Here is an 18,782-nt window from a genome sequence, read left to right as displayed (position 1 = left end):
ACAAATCCCCCAAACAGTACTTACTTGCCGTTAATAGCCACAGACCATATGTTCAGCGGAGCAAACTGCACAAGAAGATCTTTGTTGCTGAACAAAGATTTACAGGGGGACAAAGTGGACGCCGCTTGGCTGGCGCAGCGCATCGGGGATCCGAGCGCACGGGGCATCGCCGCCGCCCTGACCGACCTCATCAGGGAGGGCACGGTGACGGCGCAGACGCGCCTGCCCACGGTCCGCGGCCTGGCCAGGGAGCTGGGCATCAGCTCGGGCACGGTCGCGGAGGCCTGGTCCGAGCTGCGCAGGCACGGCATGATCAGGACCGACCGGCGGCGCGGCACGGTGGTGCTGGGCCCGCCCGACGTGCCGCGCCCCATCCGGTACGAGCGCCTCGGCCACTGGGGCGACCGCCTGGCCATCGACCTGACCATCGCCTCCCCCGACACGGCCCTGCTGCCGCCGCTGGAGGCCGCGCTGGCCGCCGCCGCCCGCGCCGACGGGCTCAACGACTACGCCCGCGCGACGATCACCCCGCGCCTGCGCGCCGCCGTGGAGCCCACCTGGCCGTTCGAGGCGCAGAGCTGGCTCGCGGTCGGCGGCGGGTACGAGGCCGTGCAACTGCTCTGCCAGACGGCGGCGCTGCCCGGCGACCGCATCGCCATCGAGGAGCCGACCGGGGCGCGGCTGCTGGACATCCTGGAGACGATCGGCGTCCAGATCGTCCCCGTCGCCTGCGACGAGGAGGGACCGCTGCCCGGCGCGCTGGCCAAGGCGCTGAAGGCGCGGCCGGTGGCGTTCGTCTACCAGCCGCGCGGGCAGTCGCCGTGCGGGCACGCGGTCACGCCGGGGCGTTCGGCGGAGCTGGCGGAGCTGCTGGAGCCCGCCAAGACGCTCATCGTGGAGGACGACGGCATCGGCGAGCTGTCGGTGTCGCCGATGGTCAGCATGGGGACGCGCTTCCCCGACCGTACGGTGCTGGTCCGGTCGTACTCCAAGTCGCACGGCCCCGACCTGCGCATCGCGGTCATCGGCGGCGCGGCGGACGCGGTCGAGCGGGTCCGGGTGCTGCGCAGCTTCGGCACCGGCTGGACCAGCAGGATCCTCCAGGACGCGCTGGCCCACCTGCTCGCCGACCCGGACGTGGAGGCACGCGTGGCGCACGCCCGCGAGGTCTACGCGGGGCGGCGCGCGCGGCTGGCCGCGGAGCTGGCGGCGCGCGGCGTGCGCACCGGCGGCGGTGACGGGCTGGTGCTCTGGGTGCCGGTACGCGACGAGCCCGCCGCCCTGGTCACGCTGGCCGCGCACGGCATCTCGGTCGCCCCGGGCAGCCGGTACGTCATCGACCAGGCCGCCCGGCCCCACCTGCGCCTGGCGACGGCCAGGCTCACCGACGACCCGGCGCAGCTGGCCGAGCTGGCCGACGTCGTCGCGCTGGCCGCCGGGCGCGGGGTCAGCGCCGCGACCTGATGCCGGTGATGCGGCGCAGCACGTCCCACCAGAACGGCGCGCCGAACAGCAGCGCCACGTATGTCAGCAGGAAGCCCGGCCAGTGGCTGGGCGCGCTGACCCGCTCCCACCAGGCGGCGCCGTTCCAGCGCACGTCGGGCTCGCCCTCGGCCGGGATCGAGATGCTGACCAGCGCCTGGCCCATCAGCTTGACCAGCGCCGGCTGGCTGAGCGTCTCGGTCACGCACGGCACCGGGTCGCCGCCCGTGCACAGCTGCCTGAGCTCGTCGTACGCGCCCTGGCCCGTCCCCGCCACGGCGGTCACCGAGGCGCGGTAGGCGTTGTCGCGCAGCAGCGTCTTGGCGTACTCCAGCCCGTCCATGCTGAACAGCAGCGTCACCGCGACGCCCAGCGCGGCCACGACCCACTTGACGTAGCGCCGGTAGAGCATCGACAGGCGCTGCATCTCGCCGTCGAACCAGGTCTCGACGCCGCGCCTGAACCGGTCGAGGTCGCCCTGCGCGGCCTCCCACACGCCCTTGAGGTGGCCGTAGAGGGGGCTGTTCATCTGCCTGAGCCGGGCCAGGAAGCCTTCGACGTCGCCGTTCTCGGCCGTCAGCTCCATGACGGCCACCGCGAACCTGGCGGGCGGGATCTCGGCGATGCTCGTCCTGCCCCGCTTGGCGTGGTCGATCTCCCTGACCCGCTCGTACAGCAGGTTGATCATGGAGGCGCCGGTGCCCGTCTCGGGAAGCTCGCCGGCGCTGGCGGGAGCGGGCCTGTCGATGTGGACGGGCCGCGGGTCGCGGGCGAACGGCATCGCCCTGAACACGTCGAGCACCTTGGCGGGCAGCCACGAGCCCTTGGGGCCGGCGCCGTCCATGGTGTCCCTGAGGTAGGCCCACAGGAACTTGCTGCGGATGGACAGCACCCGCACGGCGGCCTCGTTGAGCCCGCTCACCAGCAGCGACAGCAGCAGGAACGCCACGACCAGGCCGAGGGCGAGGTCCACGTAAACGGATAACACGGCCGCCATGAAACACCCCTGGGCGTGACAGCGCAATGACGCAGCGCATCAAAAGTCACGTCATATGCTGATCAGCCGCCGTAGAAGACGCGATCCACCACCTTGCGGGCGCGGCGGGTGACCCGGCGGTAGTCGTCGAGGAAGTCCTCGGAGCCGTCGGGCGGGTAGCCGAGCGTGCGGGCGACCTGCCTGCGCTCGGCGGTGTCCTTCGGGATGCTGTCGCCGGGCCGGCCCTTGACCAGCATCATCGCGTCGCGGACACGGGAGGCGAAGCGCCATGCCTCGGCCAGCACCTCCTCGTCCTCCGGCGCGAGCAGGTCCTCCGCCACGGCCGCGCGCAGCGCCTCCAGCGTGCGCGTGGTGCGCAGCGGCGGCACCCGGCCGGCGTGCTGGAGCTGCAGGAGCTGCGCCACCCACTCCACGTCGGACAGCCCGCCGGGGCCGAGCTTGGTGTGCAGGGCGGGGTCGGCGCCGCGCGGCAGCCGCTCGGCCTCCATGCGGGCCTTCAGCCGCCTGATCTCCCTGACGGCGTCGCCGCTCAGCCCGTCGCGCGGGTGACGCAGCTCGTCGATCATGGCGGTGAACGCCGCGCCCAGCTCCGCGTCGCCCGCCGAGAACCTGGCCCGCAGCAGCGCCTGCGCCTCCCACGGCGACGACCAGCGCGCGTAGTAGGCGCGGTAGGAGGCGAGCGTGCGCACCAGCGGTCCCTGCCGGCCCTCGGGGCGCAGGTCGGGGTCGATGAGCAGGGGCGGGTCCGGCGCGGGCAGCGACAGCAGCCTGCGCACCTCGTTGGCCACGGCGAACGCGGCGTCGGTGGCCGTGCGCTCGTCGACGCCGGGCAGCGGCGAGTGCACGAACATCACGTCGGCGTCGCTGGCGTAGGAGCACTCCATGCCGCCGAGGCGGCCCATCGCGATGATCGCGAACGAGGTGACCTCGCGCGCCCTGCCGAGCGCCGCGCCGAGCGCCGCGTCGAGCGCCGCCTGCAGGGTCACGTCGTTGAGGCGCGACAGCGCCGTGCCGACGGTCTCGATGTCGATGAGGCCGGAGATGTCGGCCACGGCCGTGCGGAACAGCTCTTTCCGCCGCAGCGCGCGCACCGCGGTGACGGCGGTCTCGGGCTCGCCGGCGTGCCGGGAGACGGCGGCCGACGCCTCGCCGAGCAGCGAATCGGGCGGGCGCGGGGTCAGCTCGTCGTCGGAGCCCAGCATGGCGACCGCGTCGGGGGCGTGCATGAGCAGGCCGGTGGCGTAGCGGCTGGTGCCGAGCACCCGCGCCATCCTGGCCGCCACCGCGGTCTCGTCGCGCAGCAGCCGCAGGTACCACGGCGTCGTGCCCAGCTTGTCGCTGACCTGCCGGAACCCGAGCAGCGCCGCGTCGGGATCGGGCGTGTCGGCGAACCAGCCGAGCATCACCGGCAGCAGCGTGCGCTGGATCGCGGCCCGCCGCGAGACCCCGGTGGACAGCGCGGCGATGTGGCGCAGCGCGCCGGTGGGATCGACGTAGCCGAGCGCCTCCAGCCGGGCCGCGGCGGCCGAGGCGGACAGCCGCGCCTCCGACTCCGGCAGCCGCGCCACGGCCTCGAGCAGCGGCCGGTAGAACAGCTTCTCGTGCAGCCGCCTGGCCTCCATCGCGTGCCGGCGCCAGCGGGTGGTGAACTCCCCCACCGGGTCGGCCTGCATGCCGAGCGCCCGCCCCAGGCGGCGCAGGTCGGCCTCGCAGGTGGGCACGACGTGGGTGCGGCGCATCCGGTGCAGCTGCAGCAGGTGCTCGACCTGGCGCAGGAACGTGTACGCCTCGGCGAGCGAGCGCGAGTCCTCGCGGCCGACATAGCCGCCGCGGGAGAGCGCGGCCAGCGCGGGCAGCGTGGCCCTGCGGCGCAGCAGCGGGTCGAGCCTGCCGTGGACGAGCTGGAGCAGCTGCACCGCGAACTCTATGTCGCGCAGCCCCCCTGGACCGAGCTTGAGCTGCCGGTCGCCCTCGGCGCGCACGTGGGCCTCGACCCTGCGGCGCATGGCCTGGACATCCTCCACGAAGTGCTCGCGGGTGGCCGCCGACCAGACCATGTCGTTGACGGCCGCGACGTAGGCGGCGCCCAGCTCCAGGTCGCCCGCCACCGGCCGGGCCTTGAGCAGCGCCTGGAACTCCCACGTCTTGGCCCAGCGGTGGTAGTAGGCCAGGTGGCTCTCCAGCGTGCGGACCAGCGGCCCGGAGCGGCCCTCCGGCCGCAGCCCCGCGTCGACCTCCCACAGCGAGCCCTCGGACGTGGTGGTGGTGCAGCCGCGCATCATGGCCTGGGCCAGGCGGGTGGCCGTGCGCAGCGCCTTGGCCTCGTCGGCGCCCTCCCTGGGCTCGGCCACGAAGATCACATCGACGTCGCTGATGTAGTTGAGCTCTCTCGCGCCGCACTTGCCCATGCCGATGACCGCGAGGCGGACGTCTTCCGCGCCGACCTCCGTACGCGCGACGGCGAGCGCCGCCTCCAGCGCGGCGCCCGCGAGCTCGGACAGCTCGGCGGTGACGTCCTGCAGCCCGAGCCGGCCGGTGAGGTCGCGGGCGGCGAGGTGGGCGAGCCGGCCGCGGTAGGCCACCCGCAGGGCCGTGAGCGCGTCGTGGCCGCCGCTCTCCGCGCGCGGCTCGCTCTCGCCCGGCTCCGCGCCGACGGCGCGCAGCAGCTCGGCCCTGGCGTCGCCGAGGCGGTCTTCCGCCAGCATCGCGACGTGGGAGGGGTGGCGGACGAAGTGGTCGCCGAGCGCCGCGCTGACGCCCAGCACCGCCAGCAGGCGGCTGCTCAGCCGCTCGTCGTGGCGCAGGGTGCCGAGGACGGCGGGCTCGCGCTCGATCAGCCGGGTGAGCGAGACCAGCGCCTGGTCGGGGTCGGCGACGGCGACCAGGGCCTCCAGGATGTCGTCGAGGTCGGCCGGGGACTGACGGATCAGCTGGGCGGCTCTGGCGCCGTCGGCGAAACCGAGTTTGGCGAGCCGGGCCGCGGTGGATTCGATCCTGGGCACCCTTCCATCTTGACAGCTCCCGCGTGATCCGCCGTAGCATGCGAACGCAACGTTGCGTTGTGTTTCGCTGTGGGGAGGGTGTCATGAGCGGGGATTCCGGGCGCGTGCCCGCAGGGGTGGCCTGGGGGCTGCTGGGGGCTTGGGTCGTGCACGACGCCGAGGAGCTGGTCACGATGGCGCGGTGGACGCGGGAGGCGCGGCCCCTGCTGGAGTCGCGCTTCCCCGGGGTGCCGTGGGAGCGGCTGGAGGTGTCGCAGGCGCACGCCGCCACGGCCATAGGGCTCATGGGCGCGGTCGTGGCGGGCGCGGCGGCGATGGGGGCGCGCACGGGCGGGCACAGCCCGTCCTTCCAGGCCGCGCTCGCCGGGTTCGGGGTGCACGGGGTGGTGCATCTGGCCCAGGCGGCGGTGTTCAGGGGCTACACGCCGGGCGTGGTGACCGCACCCCTGGTGGTGCTCCCGTACGCGGTGTGGGCCTGGCGGCGGCTCAGGGCCGCCGGGGTGCCGACCACGTCGAAGCCGAGCGGCCTCCTGGCGCTCCCCCTGGTGCTGGCCGGCGTGCACGCCCTGGCCCACGCCCTGGCCCACGCCCTGACGAGCCGCCGACGCCGCCACCCGAGCCGACCGGCCCCGCGCCCTCGGGGCCGCTCCTCCTGGAGTGACCGGCCTCTCGTGCGGCTCCTGCGCGGTGACCGGCCCTCACACCCGGGCACGGCCGCTCAGCGGTCCTGACCCACCTCCGGCGCGGCTGCTCAGGAGCTCCTGACCACGTCGCCGAAGGCTTCCGCCACCGGCCGCCACGTTCTCACCAGGGCGGGTTCTGCGGCCTTCACCTCCGCGTTGAGGTCCTCGGCACTGTAGCCGCGGGCGCTCAGCCCGCCGGCGGGGTCGTCGCCTTCCGGCTGGGCCGTCCAGGCGGCGAAGATCTCGGGGGTGGCCTCCGGGTGGAACTGGACCGCCCACGCCGCCTCTCCCAGGCGGTAGCCCTGGTGCGGGTAGCGGGCGCCGGTGAGCAACGGCACGGCGCCGTCGGGCAGGCGGGTCATCGCGTCCTGGTGGTACTGGACGGCCACCGCCCGCTCGCCCACTCCCCCGAACAGGCGGTCGGAGGCGGCGGCGGGCAGCGTGGTCACCTCGCAGGCGCCGACCTCCAGCCCGGCGGCGCCGCGCTCGACGGTGCCGCCGCAGGCCATGGTGAGCAGCTGCGCGCCCAGGCAGATCGCGAGCGTGGGCGTGCCCTCGTCCACGGCGCGCCGCAGCAGGTCGCGGGTGGCGGGCTGCCAGGGGCTGCGCTCGTCCTCCCAGGCCGCCGCCGCGCCGCCGAGCACGATGAGCCCGTCCCCCGCGCGTACGGGCACCTCGTCCCCGAGGTACGGCCGCACGACGTCGCAGGGGACGCCGAGCCAGCCGGCGAGATACCCGAGACCGGCTTCGGCCTCGTGTTCGATGACCGTGATCCGCATGTCGTCAATTATCCGGCTTGTCGTGAGATGTCCGGTCCCTATGCTCCCCTCATGACAGTCGAATTCGATGAGGTGGACGGGCAGCGGATCGCCACGTTCGGCACCGGCCCGCGCAAGATCGTCGCGGTGCACGGCATCACGGCCTCGCTGATGGCGTGGGCCACGGTCGGCCGGCGGCTGCCCGACGGCTGGTCACTGGTGGCCATGGACCTGCGCGGCCGGGGGCACAGCGCGTCCCTGCCGGGCCCGTACGGGCTGCCCAGGCACGCCGAGGACGTGCTGCGGGTGGCCGAGCACGTCGGCGCAGGCCCTGACGCGGTGCTGACCGGCCATTCCATGGGCGCGTACGTGGCCGCGCTGGCCGCCGAGCGGCGGGCGTTCGCCAAGGTCGTGCTGGTGGACGGCGGCCTCCCGCTGCCCCCGCTGCCCGACGGCGTGGACCCTGACGCGGCCACCCAGGCCACGCTCGGTCCGGCGCTGGAGCGGTTGCGGCAGACGTTCGCCTCGCCGGAGGCGTATGTGGACTTCTTCAAGGCCCACCCCGCCTTCGCCGGCAACTGGACCTCCGACGTGGAGGCGTACGTGCGGTATGACCTGACCGGGCCCGACGGCGCGCTGACGTCACGGGCGGTCGGGGAGGCGGTGCTGGCGGACGGCCGGTGGATGCGCGTGGAGCGCGACCGCATCGGGGCCGCGCTGGAACGGATCACCGCGCCGCTGGTGCTGCTGAGGGCGCCGCGCGGGCTGCTCGACCAGCCGGTCGGCCTGCTGCCCGACGACCTCGCGGGGCCCTGGATCGAGCGGCTGGCCGGCCTGCGCGACGAGCTGGTGCCCGGCTGCAACCACTACACGATCCTGTTCGACGAGCGCTGCGCGGACATCGTGGCGGCCCGCCTCACGTCCTGACACCCGAGCGGCCCACGGCCCCACGTCCGAGGAGCCCGCGGCCTCCCGCCTGAGCGCTCACGACCTGAGCCCGAGCGGGTCGCGTCCTGACGCCCGGACATGCGAAGGGGCCTCCGAGAAGATCCCGGAGGCCCCTTTCACCTGCGGTTCAGCGTGGAGCGATCCAGGTGGCGCGGGCCGCCGCCACCAGCGTGCCGTCCATCTCGTAGATGGCGCTCTGGCCGTAGAGCTTGCGGCCGTCGCGGCCGGTCGGGCGGGCCACCACGGAGTAGCGGCCGCCTGGCAGGATCGAGCCGTGGATCTGCACGGCCAGCCGGCCGAGCAGCGCGCTCTCACCAGGGCCGAAGTGCGCCCAGCCGGTGATGCAGTCGAGCACCGCGCCCACGATGGAGGCGGGCACGCCGTCCTCGCCGCTCACCGTGTGCGGCACCCGCCAGCCGGCCGCCACCAGGTCCGTGTCTTCCACCGGGCCGGGGAAGATCCGCAGCCCGTCGCCGGGCTCACGCAGGCCGCAGGCGAAGCACTCGGCGAACGGGTGCTTGCGCAGCCCCGCGAACCCGGCCTCGGCGCGGGCCGCGTCGTTGAACGGCACGAAACCGGGGCCCTCGAGGTCTTCGGCCACCGGGATGGCCTCGACCAGCAGCTTGTCGCCGTGGGAGAGGGAGACGGAGTTGGCCACGTGGTCGAGGCGCAGCTCGGTCTCCAGCGGCGTGGGGGCATGGAGGGTGACCTCGACGGCTGATCGGCTGCCTGATCGGCCACCGTTCAGCGCCTCCTCCATGGTGCCCGCGATCCAGCCGCCGTTGGCGACGCCCACGGGACCGCGGAAGCGCTTGGGAACGGTCAACACGGTCTGCAAGGCAGCCGTCGTCATGCCACACCCTCCTATATCGCCCCACTCGGCGAAAAGTCCGGAAATATCATAAAGAGCAGACCGATTTTATCGGACGCCCGGTTTATCTAGGGACGGGGGTCCTGGCGGTTGCTCAGTGCTTCTCCATAACGCCTCGAACGGGCCCGAAACTTCCCCGCGCCCGGGGATACACGACGGTAGAGGTCGCGCATCGCGGGGACGTGTCCCGGGCGTCAGAAGCAACGAAAATCGGCCTCACTCCGAACCGCTCCGGGAGTGAGGCCGATCAAGGCGTCGGGAGTACCTTAACGGGGTTTCCCGGTTGCCGCGTACCAATCTGCCGAATCCGGCGGGGAGCCCGTCAAAGCATGCCGAGTTGGATCCGATCTCCGCAGGTCAGCGCCCTGGCGGACCTTTCGGCAGCGTGATGAGGTGCGCGAGTTCGGCCGTAGTCGCAGAGTCTGGAGTGCGACGGGCCTATGCTGGCGCGGCGTACATGATCGGCGGGACGAGACGGGGCGGGGGGTGGGGAGCGTGCCCGAGGCGATGCTGCGGTACCCGCCCGGATCCCTGGTCATCCTGACAGGGCTGCCGGGGGCGGGCAAGACCACGCTGCTGCGCCGCCTGTACGGCCTGCACGACGCCGAGAGCCGCCCCGTGACCGCGGGGACGGTCGTGGTGATCGACTCCGCGCAGTCGCGGCGGCACTGGGACGGCAGGCTCACCTGGGCGCCCTACCCGGTGCGGCGGGCCGTGGTGTTCGTCACCCACTTGAGCCGCATCAGGCGGGCGCTGGCGCAGGGCGCGCCGGTGGTGGCGCACAACCGGGGCTGCGGCCCGTACGTGCTGCGCGGTTTCGCCTGGCTGGCCCTCAGGCACGGCGCGGACTTCCACCTGCTGCTGCTGGACGCGCCCGCGGAGGAGGCGCTGGCCGGGCAGCGCGCGCGAGGACGGGTGGTGGCGCCGCGGACGTTCGCCCGCCACCGGCGGCGCGTGGAGCGCCTGCTGGCCCGCGTCAAGGGCGGCGACCCGGCCCCCGCGACCGGCGCCCGCATCATGGACCGGGCGCAGGCCGGCCTGCTGGAGGCCATCGTGTTCGACGCGCTCCCGAATGAGCCCGCCCGCCCGGCACGGCGGCGCCCGCCACGCGCCGAGCGGATCGGCGGGCGGCGGGCTTAGATCACCTCAGAGGATCGGCAGGTAGCGGCCGAGCTCGAACTCGGTGACGTGGCGGCGGTATTCGCGCCACTCGCTGCGCTTGTTGCGCAGGAAGAAGTCGAAGACGTGCTCGCCCAGCGTCTCGGCCACCAGCTCGCTGCGCTCCATGACCTCGATGGCGTCGTTGAGCGACCCGGGCAGCGGCTGGATGCCCAGGGCGCGGCGCTCGGCGCTGGTGAGGGTCCAGACGTTGTCCTCGGCGGCGGCGGGCAGCTCGTAGCCCTCTTCGATGCCCTTCAGGCCCGCCGCGAGGATGAGCGCGAAGGCGAGGTAGGGGTTGCAGGCGGAGTCGAGCGAGCGGAACTCGATGCGGGTCGAGCCGCCCTTGTGCGGCTTGTACATCGGCACCCGGACCAGCGCCGAGCGGTTGTTGTGGCCCCAGCACACGTAGGATGGGGCCTCGCCGCCCTGCCCCGCGATGGCCTCGGCGCCGCCCCACAGCCGCTTGTAGGAGTTGACCCACTGGTTGGTGATGGCGGTGATCTCGGCGGCGTGCCTGAGCAGGCCCGCGATGAACGAGCGGCCGACCTTGGACAGCCGGTAGTCGGAGCCCGCCTCGTAGAAGGCGTTCCTGTCGCCTTCGAACAGCGACATGTGGGTGTGCATGCCGGAGCCGGGGTGCTCGGTGAACGGCTTGGGCATGAACGAGGCCCAGATGCCCTGCTCCAGCGCGACCTCCTTCATGACCAGGCGGAAGGTCATGATGTTGTCGGCCGTGGTGAGCGCGTCGGCGTAGCGCAGGTCGATCTCCTGCTGGCCGGGGGCGCCCTCGTGGTGGCTGAACTCGACGGAGATGCCCATCGACTCCAGCATCATGATCGCCTGGCGGCGGAAGTCGTGGCCCGAACTGTGGGGCGTGTGGTCGAAGTAGCCGCCCGAGTCGATGGGCTCGGGCCGCTCGCCCGGCTCCGGCCTGTTCTTGAGCAGGAAGAACTCGATCTCGGGGTGGGTGTAGAAGGTGAAGCCCATGTCGGCGCACTTGGCGAGCGTGCGCTTGAGCACCCAGCGCGGGTCGGCGTGGGACGGCGAGCCGTCGGGCATGAGGATGTCGCAGAAGATGCGCGCCGCGCCCGGCGTCTCGCTGCGCCAGGGCAGGATCTGGAACGTCGCGGGGTCGGGCTTGGCCAGCATGTCGGACTCGTAGACACGGGCGAAGCCCTCGATCGCCGAGCCGTCGAAACCGATGCCCTCGGCGAACGCGCCTTCGAGCTCGGCCGGCGCGATGGCCACGGACTTGAGGAAGCCGAGCACGTCAGTGAACCACAGCCGGATGAACCGGATGTCGCGTTCCTCGAGCGTGCGGAGCACGAACTCCTGCTGGCGGTCCACAGCATCCCCTCGTTCGACGAAAGTACAGGTCACCTACCAGCATGCCGTGTCCGTGTTTCGCACACGTTACGGGGGTCGCCGGTGCGAGCCTCGCTGACAAAGGGCCCGCCCCGACCTACTGTGATCAACGCAGTCAGTCTCGGGGGAGGCAAGGGTGGCCATCGACCTGCTCAATCACAAGCTCGATCGGGCGTTCGACCACATCGACGCGAACGGCAACGGCGTCGTCGAGCGTGAGGACCTGCTGGGGCTGGGCGCCCGCATCCTGGTGGGCTTCGGCGAGTCCCCCACCTCGGTCACCGGGGCGCGCCTCGTCGAGAGCTTCGACCGTATCTGGTTCACCCTGTCCGACGCGCTCGAACGCGACGGCGACTCCGGCATCGCGCGCCCCGACTTCCTCAAGGGGATGACCGCGGCGTTCGTCACCGGCGAGCACTACGACCCGGTGTTCCGTCCCGCCACGGTCGCGGTGGCGGAACTGTGCGACGGCGACCGCGACGGCGAGGTCGCGATGGGCGAGTTCCGGACGCTGCTGTCGGCGTTCGGCGTCGCCTACGACGACGTGGACCAGGCGTTCGACCGGCTCGACCGGGAGGCGAGGGGCCTGCTCACGGTGGAGGAGCTGGTCCTCGCCGCCGCCGACTACTACCGCAGCGACGATCCCAACGCGACCGGAAACTGGCTTTTCGGCCCTCTGTGAAGAGCACTGTCCCCAGTGCTGTGAGGAGTACGGCAAGAGACGCAGAGCGCGGAGAACGCGGAGAACGCAGAGAACACGGTGAAGAGCCCATGAAGAGCACAGTCAACAGTCCCTCGGACAGTGGGGAGCCCGCGCCCGCCGACGCGCCGTCGGGCCCACCCGCCGTCCCGTCCGGCGGCCCTTCCGTCAGCCCGTCCGCAGGCCCGTCCGGCACCGTGCTGTCCACGGTGCGGACCGCGCTGCGCACGGCGCTGTCGTCGCTGCTGCCGCTGCCGCGCAGGGGCGGCTCGCCCGCGACGGCGCTGCTGCCGCTGACCGAGCGGGTGCCCGCCATGGCGGCGCCGTGCCGGATGCACCCGGCCGTGTACGCGATCGAGGCCGCCGTCATCGACTGGGCCAGGCGTACGGGCCTGCCCGCCGACCCCGGCGTCGGCTACCACCGGATGGCGGGCCGCGCGTTCGCCGAGTTCGACGCCGCCGCGGCGGCGCTGTTCGCGCAGTGGCTGACCTGGCTGTTCCACCTGGACGACGAGCTGGACGAGCGGTCGGGGCCGCTGGAGGTCTTCCACGGCATGCTGGCGGGCACCGCCCGTCATCCGCTGGAGGCGGCCTTCGCCGACCTGTGGCGGGTGACGAGCGTGCGGATGAGCGACCGGTGGCGGGCCAGGTTCGCGGTGGGGCTGCAGCGCCAGTACGACGCCTGCCGCACCGAGGCCGACAACCGCGCGGCGGGGCGGATGCCGACGATCGAGGAGTACCCGGAGCTGCGCAGGGGCACGGTGGGGCCCTACCTGTACGACCTGGTCGAGCCGTGCCTGCGGGTCGAGGTGCCGGCCTGGGTGCACGAGTCGGAGCCGTGGCGGCTGCTCGTGGACGCCTGCAGCGACGTGACGGCCTGGTGCAACGACGTCGCCTCGCGGCCCAAGGAGCGCGGCGACGTGCACAACTTCGTGGTGCTGGCGATGCGGCAGCTCGGGCTGGGCGAGCGGGAGGCGACGGCATGGGTGCTCGACCGGATCGCGGCGCGCTGCCAGGACATGCGCCAGGCGGCCAGGCGGCTCCCCTTGGACGACCTGGCGCCCGCCGCGGCGCGGGACGTCAGCAAGGTGGCGTGCGCGTACCTGGCGGCGCCGCGCGCCCACCTGGACTGGCTCCTGGAGTCGAAGCGCTACGCCTGAGCCGCCGGACGCCGCCCCGGGTGGGGCGCATGGGTGGTCAGCGGGTGCCGGCGAGCATGTCGCCGGCCGGCGTACGGCGGTAGACGACCTGCTTGCCGAGCCGCATCCCCACGGCGAGCCCGCCCCCGCTGAGCACGCTCAGGTGCTGGCTGACCGCGCCGGGCGTGAGCTCCATGCGGGCGGCCAGCGCGGAGGTGGTGGCGGGCTCGGCGAGCGCGAGCAGGATGCGCGCCCTGCTCCTGCCGATCAGCGCGGCGAGCGCGTCGGGCGCGGGCGGCGGCCCCTGCACCCACAGGGTGCCGACGCCCTGCACGGGATAGACCAGCATCGGCTGGTACGGAGCCGACATCACGGCCACGGACGGCCAGTAGAAGGCGCTCGGCACGAGCACGAGCCCGTCGCCGTGGGGCCCGTCGAGCACGCACGAAGGCCGCTGGATGAGCAGGTGCTCCCCCGTCCAGCGCACCTCGGGGCCGAGGCCGGCGAACAGCGCGTGGGCACCGCCCTGGGCGAGTTCGCGCGAGCGGCGCAGCACGTCGCGTTCGAGCAGCCCGTACACGCGGGGCCAGAACTCGGCGAAGCACCGCTCCCAGTACGCCTCCAGCGTGTCGGCCACCCGCGCGACGCCCGCCTCGGGGTCGGCCATGAACCGGTCGATCACCTCGGGCGCGCCGGCCCGCAGGCGCGCCGCCTCGTGCCTGACCCGCTCGGGGTCGCTGCGCCTGACCCGGTCGAGCTCGGAGGCGAAGTCGGGCAGCGGCGTGTCGGGCGGCGGGGTGATGAAGTCGGCGAGGTAGCCGGCCGGCGGCACCAGCGCGAACAGCTCGGTCAGGTCGAGCCCGTCCAGGCGGGGCCGGACGACCTTGATCCAGGGCAGGTGGACCGACTGCCGTGAGGGCGCGCGCAGGGTGCGCAGGCTCGCCACCAGCTCCCACATCGGGGAGAACGCGAAGCGCAGGCGCGCGACGTCCTCAGGGCTGAGCCGCCAGGTGATGGACATGCTTTTAGTCTCGCCTAAATCGTTCGCGCCGCGGCATCCGACCCATCACGCTGTCCAGCGTGTCGAGCACAACTGCCGAGAAACCCTCGTTCGTCCGGTCCATGGTCGGCGGGCTGCCCCGCCCGTTCTGGGCGCTGTGGGGCGGCACCGTGGTGAACCGCCTGGGCACCATGGTGATGCCGTTCACCGGCGTCTTCCTGACCCAGAGCCGCGGGATGTCGCTCGCCGCCGCGGGCCTGGTGATGGGCGTGTTCGGTGCGGGGTCGCTGCTGTCGCAGTTCATCTCGGGGGTGCTCACCGACCGCATCGGGCGGCGGGTGACGCTCACGGGCGGCATGGTGGCGACGGCGGTGTTCATGCTGGCGCTGGGCTACAGCACGTCGCTGCCCGCGATCCTGGCCTCGATGTTCTGCCTCGGCCTGGTCATGGACATCTACCGGCCGGCCTCGAACGCCATGGTCGCCGACCTGGTCTCGCCGGAGGAGCGGCCGCGGGCGTACGGGCTGCTGTTCTGGGGGGTCAACCTCGGCTACTCCATCGGCGTGACGGCGGGCGGGTGGCTGGCGCAGCTCGGCTTCCTGTGGCTGTTCTGGATCGACGCGGTGTCCTGCCTGATCTTCGCCGTGCTGGTGTGGCGGGCCGTGCCGGAGACCAGGCCGCAGGGGCACGAGTCGACCGGCGGGTTCGGGGTGGTGCTGCGCGACCGGGTCATGCTCGGCTTCACGCTGGTCGTGCTGGGCAACGCGGTGGTCTACTCCCAGACGCTCTCCATGCTGCCGGTGGCCATGACGAAGGTGGTCAAGCTCCCGCTGGGCACGTACGGCCTGGCCATGGCGCTCAACGGGGTGCTCATCGTCATCGTCCAGCCGCTCGTGTCGGGGTGGCTGGGACGGCGTGATCCGGCCCGGACGTTCGCGCTGGGGCTGGCGGTGATGGCGGCCGGGTTCGCGATGACCGCGTTCGTCACCACCGCGTGGGGGCTGGTGGCGACGATCGTGGTGTGGACGGCCGGTGAGATCATCACGGCCGGCATCCCCGGCTCCATCGTGGCCCGGCTCGCCCCGCCCCACCTGCGCGGACGGTACTCCGGGCTGTTCGGGTTCGCCTGGTCGCTGGCGGCCGTGCTGGCGCCGACGCTCGGCGGGGTGCTGCTCGAACTGGGCTCCAAGGCGCTGTGGTTCACGATCGGCGGGGTGGGCGCGACGGCGGCGGCCGGCATGCTGCTCCTCGGCCCCGCCGTCCGCCGCCGCTGACCGCTTTCCCTGGCTCTCCGGCGTACCGAGGAGATGTGAAGTTTCGCCATATACCGGCCGCGCGCTCTCCCTCTACAGTTACGCCTGACATGCTGATCTTCACCGCTCTCGGACCGTTCCAGGCCTGGGCCGACGGCTCCCCCATCGACCTCGGCGGGCAGCGGCAGCGGGCGGTGCTCGCCCGGCTGCTGGTCGCCGCAGGCCGCGCCGTCCCCGTGGCCACCCTCATCGACGAGCTGTGGCCGGGCGCGCCGCCGCCGCAGGCCCTGTCCACCATCCAGGGGTACGTCTCGCGCCTGCGCCGCGCGCTCGAACCCGGCCGCGCGCCGCGCGAGGAGGCGTCGGTGCTGGTGTCCGCGCCGCCCGGCTACGCGCTGCGCGCCGCCGTCGAGCAGGTGGACGCCTGGCGGTTCGAGTCGCTGGTGAAGTCGGACGGCCCGCCCGCGCAGGTGTGGGCCGACATGGACAGCGCGCTGGGGCTGTGGCGAGGTCCGGCGCTGGCCGAGTTCGCCGAGCTGAGCTGGGCGGCCACGGAGGCGAGCCGGCTGGAGGAGCTGCGGCTGACCGCGGTCGAGCGGCGGGCCGAGGCCGGGCTGGCGCTGGGCCGGGCGCGCTCGCTGGCCGCCGACCTGGAGGCGCACGCGTCGGCGTACCCGCTGCGCGAGGAGGCGTGGCGGCTGCTCGCACTCGCGCTCTACCGGCTGGGCCGTCAGGGCGACGCGCTCGCGGCGCTGCGCAGGGCGCGCGCCGTCTGGCGGGACGAGCTGGGCCTCGACCTGTCGGCCACGCTCACCGGTCTGGAGGCCGACATGCTGGCCCAGCGCCTGGACGACCCGCCGCCGGTGGCGCGCGAGCCGGGGCCGGAGCTGCGGGTGCTGGTGGCCGACGACCAGGCGCTCGTACGGACGGGCGTGCGCGCGATGCTGGAGGCCGAGCCTGGGCTGACCCCCGCGGGCGAGGCGGCCGACGGCGAGGAGGCCATCGCCGCCGTCCTGGAGACGCGGCCCGACGTGGTGCTGCTCGACATCCAGATGCCGCACCTCGACGGCCTGGCCGCGGCCCGCAGGATCCTCGCCGCGCCGAAGCCGCCGAAGGTCGTGATGATGACCACGTTCGGCAGCGACGAGAACCTTTATGCCGCGCTGCGTGCGGGAGTGAGCGGGTTCGTGCTGAAGACGTCGGCGCCGGAGCAGTTCGTGACCGCGATCAGGGCGGCGGCGGCCGGTGACGCGCTCATCGACCCGGCGGTGACGATGCGGCTGATCTCGGCGTTCGCCGGCCGCAGCGACCCCGGCTCGCCTCCCGCGCTGGCCGGGCTGCCCGACGACCGGCTGGACGTGCTGAAGCTGGTGGCTCGCGGGCTGAGCGACCAGCAGATCGGGCGGACGCTCTCGCTGCCCGAGGAGGAGGTGGGTGTCGTCGTCACGTCGCTGCTGGAGCACCTGGGGCTGACGGACCGGGCGCAGCTCGTGATGGCCGCGTACGAGTCGGGCCTGGTCACTCCAGGAGCGAGATGACCTACTTTTCGTCTCTTTGACGATAAAAATCATGGCGTACTAGGCTGGTCGCGTGGCACAACTGCGCATTGCCCTGGCACAGACCAATCCGACCGTGGGCGACCTGAGCGCCAACGCCGACCGGCTCATCGCGTGGACCCGCGAGGCGGCCGGACGCGGGGCCCATCTCGTCGTCTTCACCGAAATGTTCCTCACCGGCTACCCGGTGGAGGACCTGGTGCTGCGCACGTCATTCGTGGACGCCAGCATCAGGACGCTTGAGGAGGTGGCGCGCAGGCTGGCCGGCGAGGGCCTCGGCGACCTCCCGGTCGTGGTCGGCTACGTCGACCGCGCCGGCCTGGCGCCTCGCGTCGGGCAGCCCAAGGGCGCCCCGCTCGACGCCGCCGCCCTGCTGCACAAGGGCGAGGTGGTCATCAGGACCGCCAAGCACCACCTGCCCAACTACGGCGTGTTCGACGAATACCGCTACTTCGTGCGCGGCGACCGGCTGCCCATCTTCCGGCTGCACGGCGTCGACGTGGCCATCGCGGTGTGCGAGGACCTCTGGCAGGAGGGCGGCCCCGTGTCCGTCGTCGGCCAGGCCGGCGCCGGGCTGCTGATCTCGCCGAACGCCTCGCCGTACGAGAAGGAGAAGGACGACGTACGGCTGGAGCTGTGCGCGCGGCGCGCCCGCGAGGCCGGCTGCGCGCTCGTCTACGTCAACCAGGTCGGCGGGCAGGACGAGCTGGTCTTCGACGGCGACTCCATCGTGGTCGACGAGGCGGGCGAGCTGGTGGCGCGGGCCGGGCAGTTCAAGGAGGAGCTGCTGATCGCCGACCTCGACGGGCTGCCCGTGTCGCAGGCCGAGCCGGGCACGTACCCGTACGACGCGGGCGACGGCTCCACCATCACCGTCGAGCGCCTGGTGCTGTCGGACGAACCCCTCGCCCCCTACCCGCGCGAGCCCGCCACCGTGGCGCCGCGCCTCGACCCGCACGCCGAGGTCTACGCCGCGCTGGTGCTCGCGGTGCGCGACTACGTCGCCAAGAACGGCTTCCAGTCCGTCATCCTCGGCCTGTCCGGCGGCATCGACTCCGCGCTGACCGCCACCATCGCCTCCGACGCCATCGGTCCCTCGCGGGTCAACGTCGTCCTCATGCCGTCCCGTTACTCCTCCGACCACTCCCTGGCCGACGCCGAGGAGCTGGTGCGCAGGCAAGGCATCAACGCACGGGTGGTGCCGATCGCCGAGATCGTCAACGCGTACGAGAAGGAGATCGACCTGTCCGGCCTGGCCGCCGAGAACCTCCAGGCGCGGGTACGCGGCATGCTGCTCATGGGGCTGTCCAACGAGCACGGTCACCTGGTGCTGACCACCGGCAACAAGAGCGAGCTGGCCACCGGCTACTCCACCCTCTACGGCGACTCGGCCGGCGGCTTCGCGCCCATCAAGGACGTGCCGAAGACGATGGTGTGGGAGCTGTCCAGGTGGCGCAACGCCCACACGCTCCCCGGGTTCCTGCTCGACGCCGAGCGGCCCATCCCCGAGAACTCCATCACCAAGGAGCCCAGCGCCGAGCTGCGTCCCGACCAGCGCGACACCGACTCGCTGCCGCCGTACGAGGTGCTCGACCGGCTGCTCGACGACTACGTGGAGAAGGACATGGGCTCGCAGGAGCTCATCGCGGCCGGGCACGATCCCGCGCTGGTGACGCGGGTGATCCGGCTGGTGGACCTGGCGGAGTACAAGCGGCGCCAGTACCCGCCCGGCCCCAAGATCACCCCGAAGAACTTCGGCCGCGACCGCCGCCTCCCCATCACCAACCGCTGGCGCGAGACCACCTGATCCGGCCCGCACGGCCCCGCTGCCGGCGGGGCCGTGTTCTCGCTTCGACCGGGAACTGTC

General features: G+C 73.0%; 15 protein-coding genes. 9 read left to right on the top strand and 6 right to left on the bottom strand.

From position 1 onward, the window contains the following. Window positions 1-114: 114 nt before the first annotated feature. Window positions 115-1,464 (top strand): aminotransferase class I/II-fold pyridoxal phosphate-dependent enzyme, encoded by a 1,350-nt coding sequence (locus tag AB0K12_RS13525; protein ID WP_364559568.1) that lies wholly within the window; start codon window positions 115-117, stop codon window positions 1,462-1,464. Here the strand turns inward: AB0K12_RS13525 and AB0K12_RS13520 are convergent. Both AB0K12_RS13520 and AB0K12_RS13515 read right to left on the bottom strand, forming a co-directional pair. Then, complete coding sequence (locus AB0K12_RS13520) at window positions 1,448-2,479, bottom strand: hypothetical protein (protein WP_364559566.1); 1,032 nt, start codon at window positions 2,477-2,479, stop codon at window positions 1,448-1,450. The two genes, AB0K12_RS13525 and AB0K12_RS13520, sit on opposite strands and share 17 nt — an antisense overlap. Before the next feature lie 62 nt (window positions 2,480-2,541). Beyond that, the gene (locus tag AB0K12_RS13515; RefSeq protein WP_364559564.1) at window positions 2,542-5,481 is read right to left on the bottom strand and encodes a bifunctional [glutamine synthetase] adenylyltransferase/[glutamine synthetase]-adenylyl-L-tyrosine phosphorylase; all 2,940 of its coding nucleotides are present in this window, start codon (window positions 5,479-5,481) and stop codon (window positions 2,542-2,544) included. 83 nt (window positions 5,482-5,564) lie between these two features. On the opposite strand from AB0K12_RS13515, the gene AB0K12_RS13510 reads away from it, so the two are divergent. Next, window positions 5,565-6,212 (top strand): HXXEE domain-containing protein, encoded by a 648-nt coding sequence (locus tag AB0K12_RS13510; protein ID WP_364559561.1) that lies wholly within the window; start codon window positions 5,565-5,567, stop codon window positions 6,210-6,212. A gap of 20 nt (window positions 6,213-6,232) precedes the next feature. On the opposite strand, the gene AB0K12_RS13505 is transcribed toward AB0K12_RS13510, so the two are convergent. Further along, window positions 6,233-6,943: a type 1 glutamine amidotransferase gene (locus AB0K12_RS13505; RefSeq protein WP_364559559.1), complete on the bottom strand. Its 711-nt coding sequence runs from the start codon at window positions 6,941-6,943 to the stop codon at window positions 6,233-6,235. A gap of 51 nt (window positions 6,944-6,994) precedes the next feature. On the opposite strand from AB0K12_RS13505, the gene AB0K12_RS13500 reads away from it, so the two are divergent. After that, a complete protein-coding gene (locus AB0K12_RS13500) occupies window positions 6,995-7,849 on the top strand; it encodes an alpha/beta hydrolase (RefSeq protein WP_364559556.1) in 855 nt (284 codons plus the stop codon). A 148-nt stretch (window positions 7,850-7,997) separates the two neighbouring features. On the opposite strand, the gene AB0K12_RS13495 is transcribed toward AB0K12_RS13500, so the two are convergent. Further along, on the bottom strand, window positions 7,998-8,723 hold the full coding sequence (locus tag AB0K12_RS13495; protein ID WP_364559554.1) for a hypothetical protein: 726 nt from the start codon (window positions 8,721-8,723) through the stop codon (window positions 7,998-8,000). A gap of 513 nt (window positions 8,724-9,236) precedes the next feature. Here AB0K12_RS13495 and AB0K12_RS13490 point away from each other — a divergent pair. Continuing rightward, window positions 9,237-9,881 (top strand): AAA family ATPase, encoded by a 645-nt coding sequence (locus tag AB0K12_RS13490; RefSeq protein WP_364559551.1) that lies wholly within the window; start codon window positions 9,237-9,239, stop codon window positions 9,879-9,881. A 6-nt stretch (window positions 9,882-9,887) separates the two neighbouring features. Here AB0K12_RS13490 and AB0K12_RS13485 read toward each other — a convergent pair whose 3' ends face one another. Further along, window positions 9,888-11,249 (bottom strand): glutamine synthetase family protein, encoded by a 1,362-nt coding sequence (locus AB0K12_RS13485; protein ID WP_364559549.1) that lies wholly within the window; start codon window positions 11,247-11,249, stop codon window positions 9,888-9,890. A gap of 154 nt (window positions 11,250-11,403) precedes the next feature. On the opposite strand from AB0K12_RS13485, the gene AB0K12_RS13480 reads away from it, so the two are divergent. Both AB0K12_RS13480 and AB0K12_RS13475 read left to right on the top strand, forming a co-directional pair. Further along, window positions 11,404-11,949: a hypothetical protein gene (locus tag AB0K12_RS13480; protein WP_364559546.1), complete on the top strand. Its 546-nt coding sequence runs from the start codon at window positions 11,404-11,406 to the stop codon at window positions 11,947-11,949. An 89-nt stretch (window positions 11,950-12,038) separates the two neighbouring features. After that, window positions 12,039-13,127: a terpene synthase family protein gene (locus tag AB0K12_RS13475; protein ID WP_364559543.1), complete on the top strand. Its 1,089-nt coding sequence runs from the start codon at window positions 12,039-12,041 to the stop codon at window positions 13,125-13,127. Window positions 13,128-13,164: 37 nt separating this feature from the next. On the opposite strand, the gene AB0K12_RS13470 is transcribed toward AB0K12_RS13475, so the two are convergent. Next, entirely contained in the window at window positions 13,165-14,127 is a 963-nt protein-coding gene (locus AB0K12_RS13470) for a DUF5937 family protein (RefSeq protein WP_364559540.1), read from the bottom strand. Window positions 14,128-14,186: 59 nt separating this feature from the next. Here AB0K12_RS13470 and AB0K12_RS13465 point away from each other — a divergent pair, with 59 nt between their 5' ends. The 3 genes from AB0K12_RS13465 to AB0K12_RS13455 all read left to right on the top strand — a co-directional run bounded on the left by AB0K12_RS13465 (window position 14,187) and on the right by AB0K12_RS13455 (window position 18,722). Further along, on the top strand, window positions 14,187-15,380 hold the full coding sequence (locus tag AB0K12_RS13465; RefSeq protein WP_364559537.1) for an MFS transporter: 1,194 nt from the start codon (window positions 14,187-14,189) through the stop codon (window positions 15,378-15,380). An 89-nt stretch (window positions 15,381-15,469) separates the two neighbouring features. Further along, a complete protein-coding gene (locus AB0K12_RS13460; protein WP_364559534.1) occupies window positions 15,470-16,897 on the top strand; it encodes a BTAD domain-containing putative transcriptional regulator in 1,428 nt (475 codons plus the stop codon). A 52-nt stretch (window positions 16,898-16,949) separates the two neighbouring features. Next, window positions 16,950-18,722, top strand: a complete 1,773-nt coding sequence (locus tag AB0K12_RS13455; RefSeq protein ID WP_364559532.1) for an NAD+ synthase — start codon at window positions 16,950-16,952, stop codon at window positions 18,720-18,722. The last annotated feature ends 60 nt before the right edge of the window (window positions 18,723-18,782 follow it).

The organism is Nonomuraea sp. NPDC049419 (assembly GCF_040676995.1).
GTDB classification, from domain to species: Bacteria; Actinomycetota; Actinomycetes; order Streptosporangiales; family Streptosporangiaceae; genus Nonomuraea; species Nonomuraea salmonea.
Note: the sequence above shows the minus strand (reverse complement) of the source record. Positions and strands in the feature narration are given on the sequence as shown.

Coding starts and splice junctions, on each gene's coding strand:
- AB0K12_RS13520 (WP_364559566.1), bottom strand. CDS start 2,479: ATGGCGGCCGTGTTATCCGTTTACGTGGACCTCGCCCTCGGCCTGGTC.
- AB0K12_RS13510 (WP_364559561.1), top strand. CDS start 5,565: ATGAGCGGGGATTCCGGGCGCGTGCCCGCAGGGGTGGCCTGGGGGCTG.
- AB0K12_RS13505 (WP_364559559.1), bottom strand. CDS start 6,943: ATGCGGATCACGGTCATCGAACACGAGGCCGAAGCCGGTCTCGGGTAT.
- AB0K12_RS13500 (WP_364559556.1), top strand. CDS start 6,995: ATGACAGTCGAATTCGATGAGGTGGACGGGCAGCGGATCGCCACGTTC.
- AB0K12_RS13495 (WP_364559554.1), bottom strand. CDS start 8,723: ATGACGACGGCTGCCTTGCAGACCGTGTTGACCGTTCCCAAGCGCTTC.
- AB0K12_RS13475 (WP_364559543.1), top strand. CDS start 12,039: ATGAAGAGCACAGTCAACAGTCCCTCGGACAGTGGGGAGCCCGCGCCC.
- AB0K12_RS13470 (WP_364559540.1), bottom strand. CDS start 14,127: ATGTCCATCACCTGGCGGCTCAGCCCTGAGGACGTCGCGCGCCTGCGC.
- AB0K12_RS13460 (WP_364559534.1), top strand. CDS start 15,470: ATGCTGATCTTCACCGCTCTCGGACCGTTCCAGGCCTGGGCCGACGGC.